The sequence below is a fragment of the Streptomyces sp. KM273126 genome (assembly GCF_004337435.2).
GTDB classification, from domain to species: Bacteria; Actinomycetota; Actinomycetes; order Streptomycetales; family Streptomycetaceae; genus Streptomyces; species Streptomyces acidicola.
In genome coordinates this window covers 272,595-289,454 of the sequence record NZ_SJXB02000001.1, presented here as the reverse complement: position 1 = coordinate 289,454, position 16,860 = coordinate 272,595, and the positions used below count along the sequence as shown (strand labels likewise).

Genomic DNA, 16,860 nt, shown 5'->3' with positions numbered 1-16,860 from the left:
GTCACGCCTCGTCGTCGGGGCCGTCGGGGCGCTTGTCCTTGGGGGAGTCGCCGCCGCTGTCCTTGGACGAGCCGCCACCGCCGCCCGCGAAGCCGCCGAACCCCCGCCGTACCCGGCCGCCGAGGTCGCCGGCGCCGCCCGCGATGTCGGTGACCAGCTTCATCAGCGGGTCCTTGGAGTTCTTCACATCGCTGGCGTAGCTGGCCGCCGACTGCCGGAACGAGTCGGTCACCGAAGTGTCCTTGTCCTCGTCGCGTCGCGGGTAGTGACCGTCCATGATCCGCTGGTGGTCGCGGGACTCCGCCCACTTCTTCAGCTCGGCCGCGCGGACGGTGGTGAAGGGGTGCGAGCGGGGCATGACGTTCAGGATCTTCAGCACGGAGTCGCGCAGGTCGCCCGCGGCCTCGTACTCGTCGGCCTGCGCGAGGAACGCGTCCACGTTCATCTCGTGCAGGTGGTTGCCGCCCGCGATCTTCATCAGACCGCGCATCGACGCCCGCAGATCCTGGCCGACCAGCAGGCCCGCGCGGTCCGCGGACAGCTCCGACTTGCGGAACCACTCGCGCAGCGCGGTCACGATCGCCATGATCGCGAGGTTGCCCAGCGGAATCCACGCCACCCGCAGGGCCAGGCTGGTCAGGAAGAGCAGGATCGTGCGGTAGACGGAGTGGCCCGAGAGGGCGTGACCCACCTCGTGACCGACGACCGCCCGCATCTCCTCCTCGTCGAGCAGCTCGACGAGCCCCGTGGTGACGACGATGATCGGCTCGTCCAGGCCTATGCACATCGCGTTCGGCTGCGGGTCCTGGTTGACGTACATCGGCGGGACCTTCTCCAGGTCCAGGATGTAGCAGGCGTCCCGCAGCATGTCGTTCAGGTGTGCGAACTGCGCGTCCGAGACCCGTACGGAGTCGGACAGGAACAGCAGCCTCAGGCTGCGCTCGGGCAGCAGACCGCTGAGCGCCTTGAAGACCGTGTCGAAGCCGCTGAGCTTGCGCAGGGCCACCAGGGCCGAGCGGTCCGCGGGATGTTCGTACGCCCGCGAGGAGATCCCCTCGAAGCGCCTGCGCTGCCTGCTGGGCACGTTCTCGTGCCCGTTCTGCTCGTGGCTGTCGTCGGACATGTGTCCCCCATGCGTCTGATTGCCCAGTGTGCCCCCCGAGGCGGGTTCCAGCCTAGGCGGAGATACCGTGGCAGGGCAGCACACCCGTTAGGAGCGTTCCCATGGAGCACGTCACGGCAGCCCGTTGGATCACGGAGGCCGCGGTCGCGGCCGAGCCGCAGGGGCCGGGCAATCTGCTGCGCGTCGTACTGATCGTGATGATCGTCGGATGCGTCCTGGGCGGATGGTTCCTGCTGCGCGGTTACCGGCGGGACGACGACTGACGGTCGGTTTCCGGGCGGGCGGGGTGGCGGTGTGGCTTTCGCGGTGTGGTGGCTTTCACCGCGCGGCGGCTTCCGGCTTCTGGGTCCGGTGGTCTCGGGCGGGCTGTCTCGTTCATGTCCTGGGGGTGCGGTCCCGGGACGTCCTGGGTCACGGGCTCGTACAGGCAATGAATACGGACGCGGAGGGGAGCCCTTTCACCGGGTGCCCGGCGGCCGTGCTTCCCCGCGGCGGAGGTGGCGGAGTGGGGGTGATCGCCCTGCCGCGGAGTCGGGGTGATCGCGGCGGAGGTGCCCGCATACGATGGGCCGGAGTCTTAGTCCCGTTCCCACACCCGGATAGGTCAGCCGACGATGAGCTTCCACAGCACCGCTGCCCAGTTGGTCACTCTCGCCTCCGAGGGCGAGGGGAACGGCGGCAACCACGAGAGCCTCAACCCCTACCTGACCGGCGGCGGAGCGCTCTTCGCGCTGCTGCTCCTGCTGTGGATCACCACCCGATTCAACCGGGACCGCTGAATCCCCGCAAAAGGACGTTCGACCGGGGCGCGTCGGCCGGGCCGGTAGGGTCTGCACGCATGGGAGAGCAGGAAATGCCTACCGGTCCGGAGCACACCAAGGCGGACGGTCCGGAGCACGAGACGGAGCGCGACCCGGCGATAGGCCAGGTGCGGGGCCCGAACGGCTCGTCCGCGACGGGCCGGCGACGCCTCGGTGTCATGGGCGGAACGTTCGACCCGATCCACAACGGGCATCTCGTCGCCGCCCAGGAGGTCGCCGCCCAGTTCCACCTCGACGAGGTCGTGTTCGTACCGACCGGCCAGCCGTGGCAGAAGACCCACCGCAAGGTCTCCCCCGCGGAGGACCGCTACCTGATGACCGTCATCGCGACCGCCGAGAACCCTCACTTCTCGGTCAGCCGCATCGACATCGACCGCGGCGGCCCCACCTACACCACGGACACCCTGCGTGAACTGCGGGCGCTCAACCCCGACACGGACCTCTTCTTCATCACCGGCGCCGACGCGCTGAGCCAGATCCTCACCTGGCGTGACACGGACGAGTTGTTCTCCCTCGCGCACTTCATCGGCGTCACCCGGCCCGGCCACACCCTCGCCGACCCGGGCCTGCCCGCGGGCGGGGTCTCTTTGGTCGAGGTTCCGGCCATGGCCATCTCGTCCACAGACTGCCGTGCAAGGGTCGCGAAGGGCGATCCCGTCTGGTATCTGGTGCCGGACGGTGTGGTGCGCTACATCGACAAGCGGCAGCTGTACCGCGGCGAGTGAGCCGAGAGGGGCACCGGTGAACGACCGATACGACGCTGGCCACGGGGGCGACCAGTACGAACTCGTCGGCTATGACGAGTTCGGGCAGCCTGTGTACCGGCAGGTGCCCGCCCAGCCCTCCCCGCAGGGACCCCATCAGCAGGGACCCCATCAGGGGTACGACCCCTACGGCGCGGGGCCCCAGCAGCAGTCGCAGGGCTACGGCTACGACCCGTACACAGCCGGTGGTCAGCAACCCCCGGCTTCGTACGACACGGGCCGTCAGCAGCCGGCGGCCCCCTACGACGCGAACCAGCAACCGGCCGCCTTCTACGACCCCTACAACCAGTACGGGACAACTGCTCCCGCCGGCGGGGGAGCGGGGACCGGCTCCGGCTACGACCCGTACGACCCCTACGGGCAGGCCTCCGGCGACGGACAGCAGCCGCGGGCCGCGGGCCGGCAGACGCACACCGCCGAGCAGACCGCCTACATCCCCCAGCAGACGCGGCCGACCGCCGCTCCGGAAGGGGCTGGGAGCCGCCCGGGCGACGGGGCAGCCGGACCTCCGGCCACCGACGGACCGCCTCAGGGCCGGCCCGTCGGCCCCTCGGGTGAGCCGGCCGCAGGCCATGACGCCCACGGCGACGAACGGGACTACCGCACCGAGCAGTTCGCCTTCGTCGAGGAGCCCGACGGCAACTCCGAGGACGTCATCGACTGGCTGAAGTTCACGGAGAACCGCACCGAACGCCGCGAGGAGGCCCGGCGCCGGGCCCGCAGCCGGATCGTCGCCCTGGTGGTGACGCTCGCCCTGTTCGCCGTCGGCGGCGTCGGCTACCTCTGGTACACGGGCGCACTGCCCGGGACGTCCTCGGAGGAGAAGGCGGGCACCCCCACGGCCGCGGGCGCCCAGAAACGCGACGTGCTCGTCGTCCACCTGCACAACACCGCCAAGGGCGGCACCTCCACGGCGCTGCTCGTGAACAACACCACCACGAAGCGGGGCGCCACCGTCCTGCTGCCCAACTCCCTCGCCCTGACCGACGACGACGGCAATACCAGCACCCTCGCCAAGTCCGTCGAGGACGACGGTTCCTCCGGTACCCGGGACGCACTCGACACCGTCCTGGGCACCAACATCGAGGGCAGCTGGCGCCTCGACACCCCGTACCTGAACAACCTCGTCGAGCTCGTCGGCAACATCGACGTCGACACCAACGCCGCCGTGCCCGCCCCGGACGCCAAGAAGGGCGAGGCACCCCTGGTCAACAAGGGCAAGGGCCAGACCCTCAGCGGCAAGATGGCCGTCGCGTACGCCACCTACCGCGCCCCCGGAGAGGCCCAGAACGCCCAGCTGGAGCGGTTCGGACAGGTCATGCAGGGCGTGCTGCGTAAGTTGTCCTCCGACGCGCAGGCCGCCACCACCACCGTGCAGACGCTGGCCCAGATCCTCGACCCCCCGCTGACCGACAACGACCTCGGGACCTTCCTCGCGAAGCTCGCCGACCGGGCCAAGGGCGGCGACTACAAGACCGACCTGCTGCCGGTCCAGCAGGACGGCACCCTGAGCACGCAGGACTCCGACAGTGTGGTCAAGGACGTGCTCGGCGGCGCCGCGAAGAGCCCCGACGCGGGCGACGCCGTCCGGGTCGGCATCAGGAACGCCACCGGCGCCAAGGACGCCGCCGAACAGTCCCGCGTGGTCCTGATCAACGGCGGCTACACCTTCCTCGACGCCGGCACCGCCTCAGCGGCCCAGGCCGCGTCCCAGGTCACGTATGCCGACGCCGCGAGCAAGGACGACGCCGTCGAGGTCGCCAAGACCCTCGGCCTGCCCACCGACTCCGTCCAGAAGGGCAGGACCACGTCCAACGCCGACGTCTCGGTCGTCCTCGGCCAGGACTACGAGGTGACCACCGCCCCGGGCACCTCGGGGTGACCTGCCCACGGCTTGACCGACGGGGTAGGCGTTAACCGCTGGGGAGCCGTCGGCGGTCCGTGAGACCCTTGAGGTAGCCCTTGAGGGTTCACTGACCGTCGACCGAAAGCCTTGTAGTGACCGCTACCGACCGCTCGCTGGAACTCATCAACACCGCCGCCCAGGCGGCCGCCGACAAACTCGCGCACGACGTCATCGCCTACGACGTGAGCGACGTACTGTCCATCACGGACGCCTTCCTCCTCGCCTCCGCACCCAACGACCGCCAGGTCAAGTCGATCGTCGACGAGATCGAGGAGCGGCTGAACAAGGAGCTGGACGCCAAGCCCGTGCGCCGCGAGGGCGACCGCGAGGCCCGCTGGGTGCTCCTCGACTACGTCGACATCGTCGTCCACGTCCAGCACAGCGAGGAGCGCGTCTTCTACGCCCTGGAGCGGCTCTGGAAGGACTGCCCCGAGCTGGAGCTGCCGGCCGACGCCAAGGCCACCCGCGGCAAGGGCGAGGAGCACGCCAGGCTGCGGGCCGCCGAGGAGGCCGCCGAGCTCGGCGGGGAGCTGCGGTGAGTGCCGCACCGGGGACAGAGGCGGCCGACCCGAAGCCGGGGCGCGGCCGTCGCGTCATCCTCTGGAGACACGGCCAGACCTCGTGGAACCTGGAGCGCCGATTCCAGGGCACCACGGACATAGAGCTCACCGAGACCGGTGTCGGCCAGGCCCGCCGCGCCGCCCGGCTGCTCGCGTCCCTGAAGCCCGACGCGATCGTCGCCTCCGACCTCAGCCGCGCCGCCGCCACGGCCGCCGAGCTGGCGCTGCTCACCGGCCTCGCCGTGACGCACGACGAGGCGCTGCGCGAGACCTACGCGGGCGTCTGGCAGGGGCTGACGCACGAGGAGATCATCGGGAGGCACGGCGAGGAGTACACCGCGTGGAAGCGCGGTGAGCCGGTCCGCCGCGGAGGCGGCGAACTGGAGACCGAGGTCGCCGACCGCGCCGCCCCGGTGGTGCTGCGGCACGCCGACAAGCTGCCCGCGGACGGCACCCTCGTGGTGGCCAGCCACGGCGGCACCATCCGCACCACCATCGGGCGTCTCATCGGCCTGGAGCCCCACCACTGGGAGAGCCTCGGCGGGCTCTCCAACTGCTGCTGGTCCGTCCTCGGCGAGGGCGCCCGCGGCTGGCGTCTGCTGGAGCACAACGCCGGCACCCTGCCGGAGCCGGTGCTCGGCGACGACGACTGACGCCCGCCGGCGGAGCGGCCGCAGGGCGACCGGCACGCTCCGTTGGGAGGGCGGCGGAGGGATCTTCGGCACGCGCCCGCAGACCCCTGTCCAGGCGGCCCGGTGAGCCCCGGGACCGGATTTCACTTTCCGCCTGGTCGCAGGCTAGAGTTCTTCTTGTTCGCCCCGCCGAGCGGGGCGAAACACCGTGTGGCTCCATCACATGGCCGCAAGGGGCTATAGCTCAGTTGGTAGAGCGCCTGCATGGCATGCAGGAGGTCAGGAGTTCAATTCTCCTTAGCTCCACAGATCGACATTCTTCAGTTGTCGAAGATCGGTACCGAAGATCCCGCCCCCGTCAGGGGAGCGGGATTTTTCGTATGCAGGTGGGCATTACGAGCATCGAACCGCGCCCGCACGCATGGGAGTTGGGGCGACGCGGGTCCGGTCAACAGTCCGCTCATCGCAGTCGCGGCCTTCGGCGCACTCTTCCCGCACCGGCTTGAGTCACTTGGGCTCCCGGGGCGTATACCTCTGCGGACGCCCTTCTCGCATGCGTGTGCGCACTGGCCGGGACGGCATTCCTGGGTGCCGTGTCCGGACTGGTACGAAGGCGTCGCTGACCGTATTGGTCCGGCCGTGGCAGAATCAAACGGCCGGAAGGGGGCGCGGCCCGACGGGAGGGAGAAGCGATGCCTGGGAGCATCCGCGGGGAGGTCGGCGACCCCCTCGCACCGGTGGTGACACGGAAGACGGCCACCCTCCTGAACTGCCCTTCCTGCGGCTCACTCCAGGTCGCCCAAGTCCTCGGTGACAACGGGGGGATCTCCTACGTGTGCACGACCTGCGGCCACAGCTGGAGCTGATCGATGGGTGCACACCGGAGGAAATGCGACTGGTGCGGCAGTGGCACGCCCATTGTCCGCGACATGGAACCCGTCAACCGCGACTACCAGTACTGGTGCGAGGAATGCGCGCGGGCGCTGATCATAAAAGGCGACCCGATCGAGACGTACCGTGAGCTGGAGGGCGAGCCGATCTACGGTCGGCTTCTTGAGGAGCACTGCACGCTCAAGCGGTTCTACTCGTTCGTGACAGCCTGATCAGCAGTGCCGTCACGGCAGTTGGGCCTCGGGCATCCGTGGCCCGCAGGGCGTTCCAAGGGACATCGTCGACCGTATCCGGACAGAACGGAAACGAATTGGTGATGCCCCCGGAGGACCGTGTAATGTTGGCGTCGCCGCCAGGGAAACCGGGCGACACGGTCAATATGCGGCTCCGCCGCATGACCGCGAGGGGCTATAGCTCAGTTGGTAGAGCGCCTGCATGGCATGCAGGAGGTCAGGAGTTCAATTCTCCTTAGCTCCACACATCCACAGTTCCATAGATCCACAGTTCCATAGATCCACAGAAGAGATCCCGTCCGATCGGATTGATCGGGCGGGATCTTTGGTTTCTGGAGTCCCTCACGACATGCTCAGCGGCCGCTGCCCAGGGCCCGGCGGCCGCGGCCCTGCGAGAGGACCGGCAGGTTGCGGGACGGCGCGGAGCCGCGGGTGTCCTCCTCGATACGCAGGGCCAGCGCCGGGCAGCGGCGCACCGCGCGCAGCGCCTTCGCCTCGGCGTACTGGGGCACCGACGCCTGCGCGACGGTCGGGAAGCCGTCGGCGCCCAGCTCGAAGACCTCCGGGAGGATGTCCGCGCACAGGCCGTGGCCGCGGCACAGCGTCCAGTCGACGAAGATCTTCTGACGGCTGCCGCCGCCCTCCTCCTCGGCCATGCCGCCGGGGATGCCCGTAGGGGCCCTGCCGCCCTCGAAGAGCGGCAGAACGCCCTCGACGGGCCTTCCGCAGCCGTTTCCGAGGACGTGGGCCGCCAGGTCGTCCGTGAACGCCTTGATGGTCGACTCCAGGAACATCGCGGAGCCGTCCGGGTGCGAGCACGCGCCGCGCCGCTTCACGTTCTTGGCAACCTGCTTGAGGGCCTCCAGGGCGGCCGGGCCGCCGCCGTTGAGGATGTCCTCCATGCCGCGCGCCGCGGCCGGCAGACCGAGGTAGCAGGGACCGCACTGTCCCGCGCTCTCCTCGGCCAGCCACTTCGCCACCTGCAGCGACTCGCCCAGCGGGCAGGTGTCCTGGGTGATCGGGAGGATCGCGCCCGCGCCGAGCGCACCTCCCACCGCGTCCAGGGAGTTGCGCGAGACGATGGCCTCGTTGACCGTCGCCGCGTCGATCCACTTGCCGTGGTAGCCGCCGGTCAGCACACCCTGCGGGACCGGCGGGGCGCCCGCGAGCTGCAGGACGTACCGCAGCGGCACGCCCGTGGGCGCCTCGACCACCATGGGCCGCGCGACCGCACCGGAGATCGTGAGCATCACGGTGCCCGGCTCGTCGTACAGGCCGGTGTTGCCGTAGCGCTCGGAGCCGATGCGTGCGGCGATCGCGAGCTGGGCGAACGTCTCGGCGTTGGAGAGCAGCGTGGGCGCGCCCCCGACACCGCTCCGCGACGCACTGGTCTTGCGCCCCGGCGGGATGGCCGGGCCGCCGTCGATGGAGCGGATCAGCGAGGCGGCGGCACCGGTGACCATCCGCACCGGGTTGCGCTGCACGCTCGCGCGGATGGCCGCGCCGCGCCGGTTGCTCAGCCCGCGCTCGGAGAGGGCGGCCTCCATCGAGCGCTGGGTGGATTCACGTGTCACCCCGACGACGAGCTGCCGGGCGCCGAGGGCCTCCGCGACCAGCAGGGCGCCGTCGAGGATGAGGTGCGGTGCACGGTTGATCATTACCGTGTCCTTGCGGCAGGCGGGCTCGTCCTCGCTTCCGTTGACGACGACCACCGGCCGGATGCCGCGCTTGATCGCCGATTCGGCGACCGACCGCAGCTTCTTGTGGAAGGGGAAGCCCGCGCCACCACGCCCCTTCAGGTTGATCCGCTCGGAGAGCTGGGCGAGTTGCTCGCCGCCCATCGGTTCGAGCGGACCGTGCACCTTGAGGTGCATGGGGAGGTCGAGTCTCTCGACGAGGTCGAAACCCGAGGTGAGCTGTGGAAGCCCCACCACACGGACTTCGGGGACGTCGGGAAGGGCCTCGTTCACTTAAAGCCTCCGGAAGGCGCGTTCCAGGGTTCGCCTGAGCCCGGCCTCTCGTAGTCGTACGAGCCGGGCAGCGTTTCAGTGGCGGGACCGCTGTTGTACGTGTCGTTCGGGTTGTACGTGTCGTAGGGGGCGTTCGTCTCAGCCGTTCCGTAGGAAGTTTCGGGAGTTCCCGCGTACGTCTGGCCGGGATACGCCTGACCTGCGAACGTCTGGCCCGCGAAGGTGTCCTGCATCGGGTCGTACGCCGACGGGGGCGCCTCGCCGACCGGCGGCGGGGACGGAGCCGGCCAGCGGGTGCCCGTGGTGGAGCCGTCGTCGTAGCGCGGTACGGCCTCGGTGGGCTGCATGTCCAGCGGCAGGTCCATGCGCTGGGTCGGCTCGGGCGTCAGGGGGTCCTGCGCGCGCGGGGTGGCCGACACGGCACGGTAGGCGGCCGCGAAGCCGGGGGCGGGGTCCGGTGAGTCGGTGAGCGAGCCGGAGTCGTAGAGGCCGGCAGACGGCGACGGCGTCCGCTGCGGGGGCACCATCGTGTCGCCCAGGGGAGTGCCCCCGCGTGAACCCATGCCCGGCAGGGGCGAGTCGGCTCCCCTGTCGCGGCCGGAGGCTGCGCCGCGCCCCGCGTCTGGGCCGCGGCCGGCGCCCGCGCCCATCGTGGCCTCGGCCATCCGGGCGCGGCTGGCGTCCAGCTGCTCGCGTCCCGGCCGGGTGTCGGTGCCGAGCACGCTGACGATCGTGTCGGCCACCCGGCGCTTGAACGGACGAGGGGCCGCGCGCAGCATGAGGGCGCCGGCGACGCCGACGAGGCACAGGCTGTACAGGATGATGAAGACCGGCTTGGCCTCTCGACCCGCGTAGAGCCCGTGGACCAACGCGAAGCACCACGCCGGGTACGCCAGCATGTGGAACACCCGCCAGCGCGCCGCGGTCTCTGCCCGGGTCATGAAGGCGCTGCGGAGCGCGCCGGTGATGGCCGTGGTGATCATCAGCAGCCCGGCCATCGAGCCGAAGGCGATGAGTACCGCGGTGCCCGTGAAGCCGAGGCTGAAGGGGATGAGCGCGGCGTAGAACGGGGCATGTTCCAGCGCGACCTTCACCGTGACGTGCAGCAGCAGGAACGCGACCGAGGAGATCGCGGTCGTGCGGTGCACGGCCTGCGACACGATGCGCTGGCGCGTGCTGAGGAAGAGCCGGTCGCTGGCGACCAGCCCCCAGATCACCGAACAGGAGAGGGCGACCAGCGACAGCACACCGGCGCCGAAGTCGAGGAACTCACGTACTACGTCACCTCCAGCCAGCACGATCACAGGTATGAGCAGCAGAGCGGCAGCGGTCGCAACCCCATAGGCCGAGCGGCCCGTCTTGGGGAGCGAGCTGTTACTACTACGAGGGTTCATGGGGGCAACTCCGAACGGTTCGGGAAAGCGGTCCCGTGGGTCGCACTCTAAGTGGAGCCAAACCGAGCGGTACGAGGTTTGAGTTATTGCCTTGTTATCAACGGGCTAACTCACATGGGTGATGCACCATAGTGACCGTTACGCGAAGTAACTTTTGAATAATGTTCAACTTTTTTGGCCGGTTTCGATGGCCGGCAGTCGGCGCCCCTGCCCGCGGAACCTCGTCGCGACGCGCGCGGGGGCTGCGGTACCCTGACGCCATGCGTGCCGTACGCCTTCTGCTTAGCGAGCCGCGCTGACCAGCCCCGGCCACGGGTGAATCGTGGTCGGAGTCAGCGCGGCGTCCCCTCCTGTGTGAGGGGATTTTTCGTTTCTTGAAACAGTCGCTGGCAGAGACGATCGATGGAGCTTTGAGGATCATGAGCGAGACGAACCCCGCTGCCGCCGCTGCCGTGTCGGCGGAGGCCGCGCCGCACCGCTACACGGCCGCCGTCGCGGCCGAGATCGAGGCACGCTGGCAGGACTTCTGGGACGCCGAGGGCACGTACGAGGCGCCCAACCCGACCGGTGACCTGGCGGGCGACCCGAAGGAGGCCGCCAAGCCCAAGAAGTTCATCATGGACATGTTCCCGTACCCCTCCGGTGCGGGCCTGCACGTCGGCCACCCCCTGGGCTACATCGCCACCGACGTGTTCGCCCGGTTCGAGCGGATGACCGGCCACAACGTCCTGCACACCCTGGGCTTCGACGCCTTCGGACTGCCCGCCGAGCAGTACGCCGTGCAGACCGGCACGCACCCGCGGGTGTCCACCGAGGCCAACATCGAGAACATGAAGGTCCAGCTGCGCCGGCTGGGCCTGGGCCACGACAAGCGCCGGTCGTTCGCCACGATCGACCCGGACTACTACAAGTGGACCCAGTGGATCTTCCTGCAGATCTTCAACTCCTGGTACGACGACGAGGTCAGGAAGGCCCGCCCGATCTCCGAGCTGATCGGCCAGTTCGAGACCGGTGAGCGCGCCGTACCCGGGCACACGCGCGCGTGGAGCGAGCTGAGCGCCGCCGAGCGGGCCGAGGTCCTGGGCGAGTTCCGCCTGGCGTACGCCTCCGACGCGCCGGTCAACTGGTGCCCCGGCCTGGGCACCGTGCTGGCCAACGAGGAGGTCACCGCCGACGGCCGCTCCGAGCGCGGCAACTTCCCCGTCTTCAAGGCGAAGCTGCGCCAGTGGAACATGCGCATCACCGCGTACGCCGACCGGCTGCTGGACGACCTGGACGCGCTGGACTGGCCCGAGGCCATCAAGCTGCAGCAGCGCAACTGGATCGGCCGTTCCGAGGGCGCCCGCGTCGACTTCCCCGTGGACGGCGAGAGCATCACGGTCTTCACCACACGCCCGGACACCCTGTTCGGCGCGACCTACATGGTGCTGGCGCCCGAGCACCCGCTGGTCGAGAAGTTCACCCCGGACGCCTGGCCGGAGGGCACCCACCAGGTCTGGACCGGCGGTCACGCGACCCCGGCCGAGGCCGTCGCCGCGTACCGCGCGCAGGCGGCCTCCAAGTCGGACGTGGAGCGCCAGGCCGAGGCCAAGGACAAGACCGGTGTCTTCATCGGCGCGTACGCCACCAACCCGGTCAACGGGGAGCAGGTTCCCGTCTTCATCGCCGACTACGTGCTGATGGGCTACGGAACCGGCGCCATCATGGCCGTCCCGGCGGGCGACCAGCGCGACTTCGAGTTCGCGCGCGCCTTCGAACTGCCGGTCCACTGCATCGTCGAGCCGACCGACGGCCGCGGCACGGACACGTCGACGTGGGAGGACGCCTTCGCCTCGTACGACGCGAAGATCATCAACTCCTCGAACGACGGGATCAGCCTGGACGGACTGGGCGTCGTCGACGCCAAGGCGCGCATCACCGAGTGGCTGGAGCGCGAGGGCGTCGGCGAAGGCACCGTCAACTTCCGGCTGCGCGACTGGCTGTTCAGCCGCCAGCGCTACTGGGGCGAGCCCTTCCCGATCGTCTACGACGAGGACGGCGTCGCCCACGCGCTGCCCGAGTCGATGCTGCCCCTGGAACTGCCGGAGGTCGAGGACTACTCGCCGCGCACCTTCGACCCCGACGACGCCGACACCCAGCCCGAGACGCCGCTGTCCCGCAACGAGGAATGGGCCAACGTCACCCTGGACCTGGGCGACGGACGCGGACCCCGCAGGTACCGCCGCGAGACCAACACCATGCCCAACTGGGCCGGTTCCTGCTGGTACGAGCTGCGCTACCTGGACCCGCACAACAGCGACAAGCTGGTCGACCCGGCCATCGAGCGGTACTGGATGGGCCCGCGCGAGGGCATGCCGCACGGCGGCGTCGACCTGTACATCGGCGGCGCCGAACACGCCGTGCTGCACCTGCTGTACGCGCGCTTCTGGTCCAAGGTCCTGTACGACCTGGGGCACGTCTCGTCGGCCGAGCCGTTCCACAAGCTGTTCAACCAGGGCATGATCCAGGCGTACGTCTACCGCGACAGCCGTGGCATCGCCGTACCGGCCGCCGAGGTGGAGGAGCGCGACGGCGCGTACTACTACCAGGGCGAGAAGGTCACCCGCCTGCTGGGCAAGATGGGCAAGTCCCTGAAGAACGCCGTCACTCCGGACGAGATCTGCGCCGAGTACGGGGCGGACACCCTGCGCCTGTACGAGATGGCGATGGGCCCGCTGGACGTGTCGCGGCCGTGGGACACGCGCGCGGTGGTGGGCCAGTTCCGGCTGCTGCAGCGGCTGTGGCGCAACGTCGTGGACGAGACGACCGGCGAGGTCACCGTCGTCGACACCGAGGACGCCGACATCGACGTGGACACCCTGCGGGCGCTGCACAAGGCCATCGACGGTGTACGCCAGGACCTGGAGGGCATGCGGTTCAACACCGCGATCGCCAAGGTCACCGAGCTGAACAACCACCTGACCAAGGCGGGAGGCCCGCTGCCGCGGTCCGTCGCCGAGGCGCTGGTGCTGCTGGTCGCGCCGCTGGCCCCGCACATCGCCGAGGAACTGTGGCGCAAGCTGGGCCACACCGACTCGGTCGTCCACCGCGACTTCCCGGTCGCCGACCCCGCGTACGTCGTGGACGAGGCCGTGACCTGCGTCGTGCAGATCAAGGGCAAGGTCAAGGCACGCCTGGAGGTGCCGCCGTCCATCTCCGAGGAGGAGCTGGAAAAGGTGGCGCTGGCCGACGAGAAGGTCGTCTCCGCGCTGGGCGGTGCCGGGATCCGCAAGGTGATCGTGCGGGCGCCGAAGCTGGTGAACATCGTCACGGCGTAACGCCTTCGGCGTATCCGCGGAGGGCGTGGGTACGGCTCGGGGTGATCCCTTACGGGCAGGTTCGGGGTTCTACAGGAACTCCCGGCCTGCCCGTAGCGTTTACCGTGGAAGACAACGCAACAGTTGCCGATCGCGTCGGAGGAGGAGCATCGTGGAGGCCGTGATCGCCGTGGTCGTCCTGATCTTCGTGCTGTTCCTGGTGCTGGGCGCGTACGCCACGGTCAAGGTGGTCGGCGCCGCCAAGCGCGGTGTGGACCGGACCATCGAGCAGGCCCGCCGCACGGTCGAGGACACCACGCTGCGCGCCAAGACCCTCACTCAGCCCGGAGCGGCGGGCGAGCTGGCCGATCTGCGGCTCAGGCTGCGGACAACGATGCGGGCCACCCAGGACGCGCTGCACGCGGGCGTGGCGGAGGACGAGTCCCTGAAGGAGTCGCTGGCTCTCTTCCAGCGTCTCAGCGCGCACGGACACGAGTTGGACGACGCGCTGAGGCGTCTGGAGTCCGACCCGTCCCGCGCCAAGCTCGCCGAGCGGCTGCCGGACCTGCGGGAGCGCACCGAGCGGATCATCAAGGCGGCGGACTCCCTGCGCTGGGCGGCGCACGACCGGGCCCGCCGCTTCGCGGAGGAGGACCTCGACGCGCTCAGCGCGCAGATCGACGTCGAGGCGGGCGCACTGCGGCACTGGACGACGGAACCCACGTCATCGGCCGGGACACACACCCCGCCTCCCACTGCCGCGCCGCCCCCGTGGCCCGAGGCCCCGGCCCCCGAAGGCGCCGCCTCGAACGGGCAGACCTGGCCGGAAACCCCCAGTCCCGCACGGCCGGCGAACCGGCGCGGCCCGCCATCAACCCACCGGGCCCGCGCATCACCTATCCCTGGCAGAAGAAACCCCGCCCTGAGAGCACGACTTGATACCCCCCGTCATCCCACCCGTCCAACCGCAGGTGGGAGGGGCCGGGCTGCCCCCCGCACGTTTCGGCAGGTAACCTCCAGCTCATGTCCCGCCATGTCGCCATCGTCACCGATTCAACGGCCTACCTGCCGCCACGGACGATGCAGCACCATGGCATCACGGCGGTGCCGTTGACCGTGGTCCTCGGCGACCGGGCGCTCGAAGAGGGCACCGAGATCTCTGCGCGCTCGCTGGCCCAGGCACTCCAGAAGCGACGGCCCGTCACCACGTCCCGCCCCAGCCCCGAACTGTTCGCCGAGACCTACCGCAAGGTCGCCGAGTCGGGAGCCACGTGCATCGTCTCCCTGCACCTGTCGGCCGAGTTCTCGGGCACCTACGACGCGGCCGTCCTCGCGGCACGGGAGGCGCCCGTGCCCGTACGCGTGGTCGACACCGGAATGGTCGCCATGGCACTGGGGTTCTGCGCGCTGGCCGCGGCCCGGACCGCGGAGGCCGGCGGCACGGTGGACGAGGCGGTCACGGCCGCCGAGAAACGCGCCGCGGGCACGTCCGCCTACTTCTACGTGGACACCCTCGACTACCTGCGCCGGGGTGGCCGCATCGGAGCCGCGCAGGCGCTGTTCGGCTCAGCCCTCGCGGTGAAGCCGCTGCTGCAACTGGACGGCGGCCGCATCGAACTCCTTGAGAAGGTACGCACGGCGTCCAAGGCGATCGCCCGCCTGGAGGAGATCGTCGCCGACCGTGCGGGGCGCGCACAGGTCGACATCGCCGTCCACCACCTCGCCGCACCCGAGCGGGCACAGGCGCTCGCGGACCGGCTGCGAGCGCGGGTACCCGGACTGGTCGATCTGCATGTGAGCGAGGTCGGTGCGGTGATCGGTGCGCACACAGGGCCCGGGCTGCTGGGGGCGGTTGTCTCGCCTCGGTGACGCGCGGGTGCTCGTGGGCTGTGTGTGTTGGGGGGTGTGCGGGCTGCGCAGGCTGTGGGGACCGTGAGGGCTGAGCAGGCTGTGCGGTTCGCTGTGACGAGTGGTGGCTGGTGCTCATGTGGGTGATCGAGTTATCCACAACCGGCCGGTAATCCACGGGAATTGAGCAAGATCATCGCGAGTGTACGGGAGTGCCCGATCCTCGTCGCATGGCACTTCGATCACCGTCACGCACAGCGACCGTCACCAGTGGCCCGGGCCGTGGGCCTGTCTCCGACAGCCGGGTCCGCCACCGTCGTTCCCTCACCCGAGGCAGGTCCCGACGCCGCCGGGCCTCCGCGGAAGCGCTCCGCCTGCGCGCGGAAGCGCTCTTCACCGAAACAGCAAGGGAACGGCGGGAGTTGGGCAACGGCCCACCGGTCATTCTGAGCGGTCCGGGCGGTCCGGGCGGTCCGGGCGGTCCGGGCGGTCCGGGCGAGCCAGGTGGGCTGGGCGGGCCGGGCGGGCCGAGAGGGACGACTGGGCGCGGCGCCGGTGATGCGTGGATCGGTGGTGTCGCGGACGACGGCCCGGCAGTCGGAGCGGCCCTAGAGCCGGGCGCCGACTCGACGATCCGTATGCCGAGGACGACTTGGCGGGAGCGGATCGGGCCTGCGGTGCGGGAGCGGATGCCGCTGTGGTTGCAGGCGAGGTGCGGGCTGGAGCGGAGAAGCGTGCTGGCGCTGAGTGTGGTGCTGGTCGTCGCGGCGGTCTTCGCCGTACAGCACTTCTGGGCGGGCCGGACGGAGCCGGTGAGCGCACCCGAGGTGGTGCGCCCGGCACCGTTCGACGAACGGGACGGAGATCGGGACGCGGCCACAACGGGCGCCTCCCCCGGGGTGTCGGCTTCCCCCGCGGGTCCCGTGATCGTGGTGGACGTCAGCGGGAAGGTGCGGAACCCCGGAGTCCAGCGGCTGCCGGCGGGCTCACGGGTCGCCGACGCGCTGAGGGCGGCGGGTGGGGTGCGCTCGGGCACGAGCATCGAGGGGCTCAACCGCGCCCGCCTCCTCATGGACGGCGAGCAGGTGGTCGTCGGTGGTCCGGCGCCGCCCGCCGCGGGTGTGGTGCCGGGAGCCGGGGGCGCCGGCGGGCCGGGCGCCGGCGCCGCCCCCGCGGCTCCGGTCTCCCTCAACACGGCCACCGCGGACCAACTCGACACCCTGCCAGGCGTCGGCCCCGTGCTGGCCCAGCACATCATCGACTACCGCACCCAGCACGGCGGCTTCCGCTCGGTCGACGAACTCCGCGAGGTCAACGGCATCGGCGACCGGCGTTTCGCCGACCTGCGGAATCTCGTACGGCCATGAGGAGTCCTGGGGGAGAGCTCGACGCCGTTGCGCGAAGCACGAGGCGAGCAGCGAA

At 70.2% G+C, this 16,860-nt stretch carries 14 protein-coding genes, 2 tRNA genes and 1 pseudogene; 14 read left to right on the top strand and 3 right to left on the bottom strand.

The window, feature by feature from the left end:
• Position 1 precedes the first annotated feature (1 nt).
• A complete protein-coding gene (locus tag E0500_RS01205) occupies positions 2–1,123 on the bottom strand; it encodes a M48 family metallopeptidase (RefSeq protein ID WP_258572584.1) in 1,122 nt (373 codons plus the stop codon).
• 101 nt (positions 1,124–1,224) lie between these two features.
• On the opposite strand from E0500_RS01205, the gene E0500_RS01200 reads away from it, so the two are divergent.
• The 10 genes from E0500_RS01200 to E0500_RS01155 all read left to right on the top strand — a co-directional run bounded on the left by E0500_RS01200 (position 1,225) and on the right by E0500_RS01155 (position 7,174).
• A complete protein-coding gene (locus E0500_RS01200) occupies positions 1,225–1,386 on the top strand; it encodes a hypothetical protein (protein WP_165934973.1) in 162 nt (53 codons plus the stop codon).
• Between the two features lie 351 nt (positions 1,387–1,737).
• Positions 1,738–1,902 (top strand): hypothetical protein, encoded by a 165-nt coding sequence (locus E0500_RS01195; protein WP_165934974.1) that lies wholly within the window; start codon positions 1,738–1,740, stop codon positions 1,900–1,902.
• Positions 1,903–1,961: 59 nt separating this feature from the next.
• Entirely contained in the window at positions 1,962–2,669 is a 708-nt protein-coding gene (gene nadD / locus E0500_RS01190; protein WP_131562999.1) for a nicotinate-nucleotide adenylyltransferase, read from the top strand.
• A 16-nt stretch (positions 2,670–2,685) separates the two neighbouring features.
• Positions 2,686–4,590: an LCP family protein gene (locus E0500_RS01185; RefSeq protein ID WP_131563001.1), complete on the top strand. Its 1,905-nt coding sequence runs from the start codon at positions 2,686–2,688 to the stop codon at positions 4,588–4,590.
• A gap of 116 nt (positions 4,591–4,706) precedes the next feature.
• Positions 4,707–5,153: a ribosome silencing factor gene (gene rsfS / locus E0500_RS01180; RefSeq protein WP_131563003.1), complete on the top strand. Its 447-nt coding sequence runs from the start codon at positions 4,707–4,709 to the stop codon at positions 5,151–5,153.
• Entirely contained in the window at positions 5,150–5,827 is a 678-nt protein-coding gene (locus E0500_RS01175; RefSeq protein ID WP_131563005.1) for a histidine phosphatase family protein, read from the top strand. The genes rsfS and E0500_RS01175 overlap by 4 nt, the downstream gene beginning before the upstream one ends.
• A gap of 212 nt (positions 5,828–6,039) precedes the next feature.
• Positions 6,040–6,112 (top strand) — tRNA-Ala (locus E0500_RS01170).
• Positions 6,113–6,498: 386 nt separating this feature from the next.
• The gene (locus E0500_RS01165; RefSeq protein WP_131563007.1) at positions 6,499–6,672 is read left to right on the top strand and encodes a hypothetical protein; all 174 of its coding nucleotides are present in this window, start codon (positions 6,499–6,501) and stop codon (positions 6,670–6,672) included.
• A 3-nt stretch (positions 6,673–6,675) separates the two neighbouring features.
• A complete protein-coding gene (locus E0500_RS01160) occupies positions 6,676–6,909 on the top strand; it encodes a hypothetical protein (RefSeq protein ID WP_131563009.1) in 234 nt (77 codons plus the stop codon).
• Between the two features lie 192 nt (positions 6,910–7,101).
• A tRNA-Ala gene (locus E0500_RS01155) sits at positions 7,102–7,174 on the top strand.
• A gap of 109 nt (positions 7,175–7,283) precedes the next feature.
• Here E0500_RS01155 and E0500_RS01150 read toward each other — a convergent pair.
• Complete coding sequence (locus E0500_RS01150; protein ID WP_131571241.1) at positions 7,284–8,900, bottom strand: NADH-quinone oxidoreductase subunit NuoF family protein; 1,617 nt, start codon at positions 8,898–8,900, stop codon at positions 7,284–7,286.
• Positions 8,897–10,294, bottom strand: coding sequence for a cytochrome b/b6 domain-containing protein (locus E0500_RS01145; protein ID WP_181586827.1), 1,398 nt, complete (start codon positions 10,292–10,294; stop codon positions 8,897–8,899). Before E0500_RS01145 ends, E0500_RS01150 begins: the two co-directional genes overlap by 4 nt.
• Positions 10,295–10,713: 419 nt before the next feature.
• On the opposite strand from E0500_RS01145, the gene leuS reads away from it, so the two are divergent.
• From leuS to E0500_RS01125, 4 genes and pseudogenes are all read left to right on the top strand, one after another.
• Positions 10,714–13,611, top strand: a complete 2,898-nt coding sequence (gene leuS / locus E0500_RS01140) for a leucine--tRNA ligase (RefSeq protein ID WP_131571244.1) — start codon at positions 10,714–10,716, stop codon at positions 13,609–13,611.
• Positions 13,612–13,762: 151 nt separating this feature from the next.
• Positions 13,763–14,529: pseudogene (locus E0500_RS01135) on the top strand (hypothetical protein).
• Between the two features lie 84 nt (positions 14,530–14,613).
• On the top strand, positions 14,614–15,459 hold the full coding sequence (locus E0500_RS01130) for a DegV family protein (protein WP_131571250.1): 846 nt from the start codon (positions 14,614–14,616) through the stop codon (positions 15,457–15,459).
• A 209-nt stretch (positions 15,460–15,668) separates the two neighbouring features.
• Entirely contained in the window at positions 15,669–16,805 is a 1,137-nt protein-coding gene (locus E0500_RS01125) for a ComEA family DNA-binding protein (RefSeq protein ID WP_181586826.1), read from the top strand.
• The last annotated feature ends 55 nt before the right edge of the window (positions 16,806–16,860 follow it).

What these genes read in the sequence shown, in the direction of transcription:
- E0500_RS01200 (WP_165934973.1), top strand. Translation starts at nt 1,225, where the DNA reads ATGGAGCACGTCACGGCAGCCCGTTGGATCACGGAGGCCGCGGTCGCG.
- E0500_RS01165 (WP_131563007.1), top strand. Translation starts at nt 6,499, where the DNA reads ATGCCTGGGAGCATCCGCGGGGAGGTCGGCGACCCCCTCGCACCGGTG.
- E0500_RS01125 (WP_181586826.1), top strand. Translation starts at nt 15,669, where the DNA reads ATGGCACTTCGATCACCGTCACGCACAGCGACCGTCACCAGTGGCCCG.
- E0500_RS01130 (WP_131571250.1), top strand. Translation starts at nt 14,614, where the DNA reads ATGTCCCGCCATGTCGCCATCGTCACCGATTCAACGGCCTACCTGCCG.
- E0500_RS01205 (WP_258572584.1), bottom strand. Translation starts at nt 1,123, where the DNA reads ATGTCCGACGACAGCCACGAGCAGAACGGGCACGAGAACGTGCCCAGC.
- E0500_RS01145 (WP_181586827.1), bottom strand. Translation starts at nt 10,294, where the DNA reads ATGAACCCTCGTAGTAGTAACAGCTCGCTCCCCAAGACGGGCCGCTCG.
- nadD (WP_131562999.1), top strand. Translation starts at nt 1,962, where the DNA reads ATGGGAGAGCAGGAAATGCCTACCGGTCCGGAGCACACCAAGGCGGAC.
- E0500_RS01160 (WP_131563009.1), top strand. Translation starts at nt 6,676, where the DNA reads ATGGGTGCACACCGGAGGAAATGCGACTGGTGCGGCAGTGGCACGCCC.
- E0500_RS01195 (WP_165934974.1), top strand. Translation starts at nt 1,738, where the DNA reads ATGAGCTTCCACAGCACCGCTGCCCAGTTGGTCACTCTCGCCTCCGAG.
- leuS (WP_131571244.1), top strand. Translation starts at nt 10,714, where the DNA reads ATGAGCGAGACGAACCCCGCTGCCGCCGCTGCCGTGTCGGCGGAGGCC.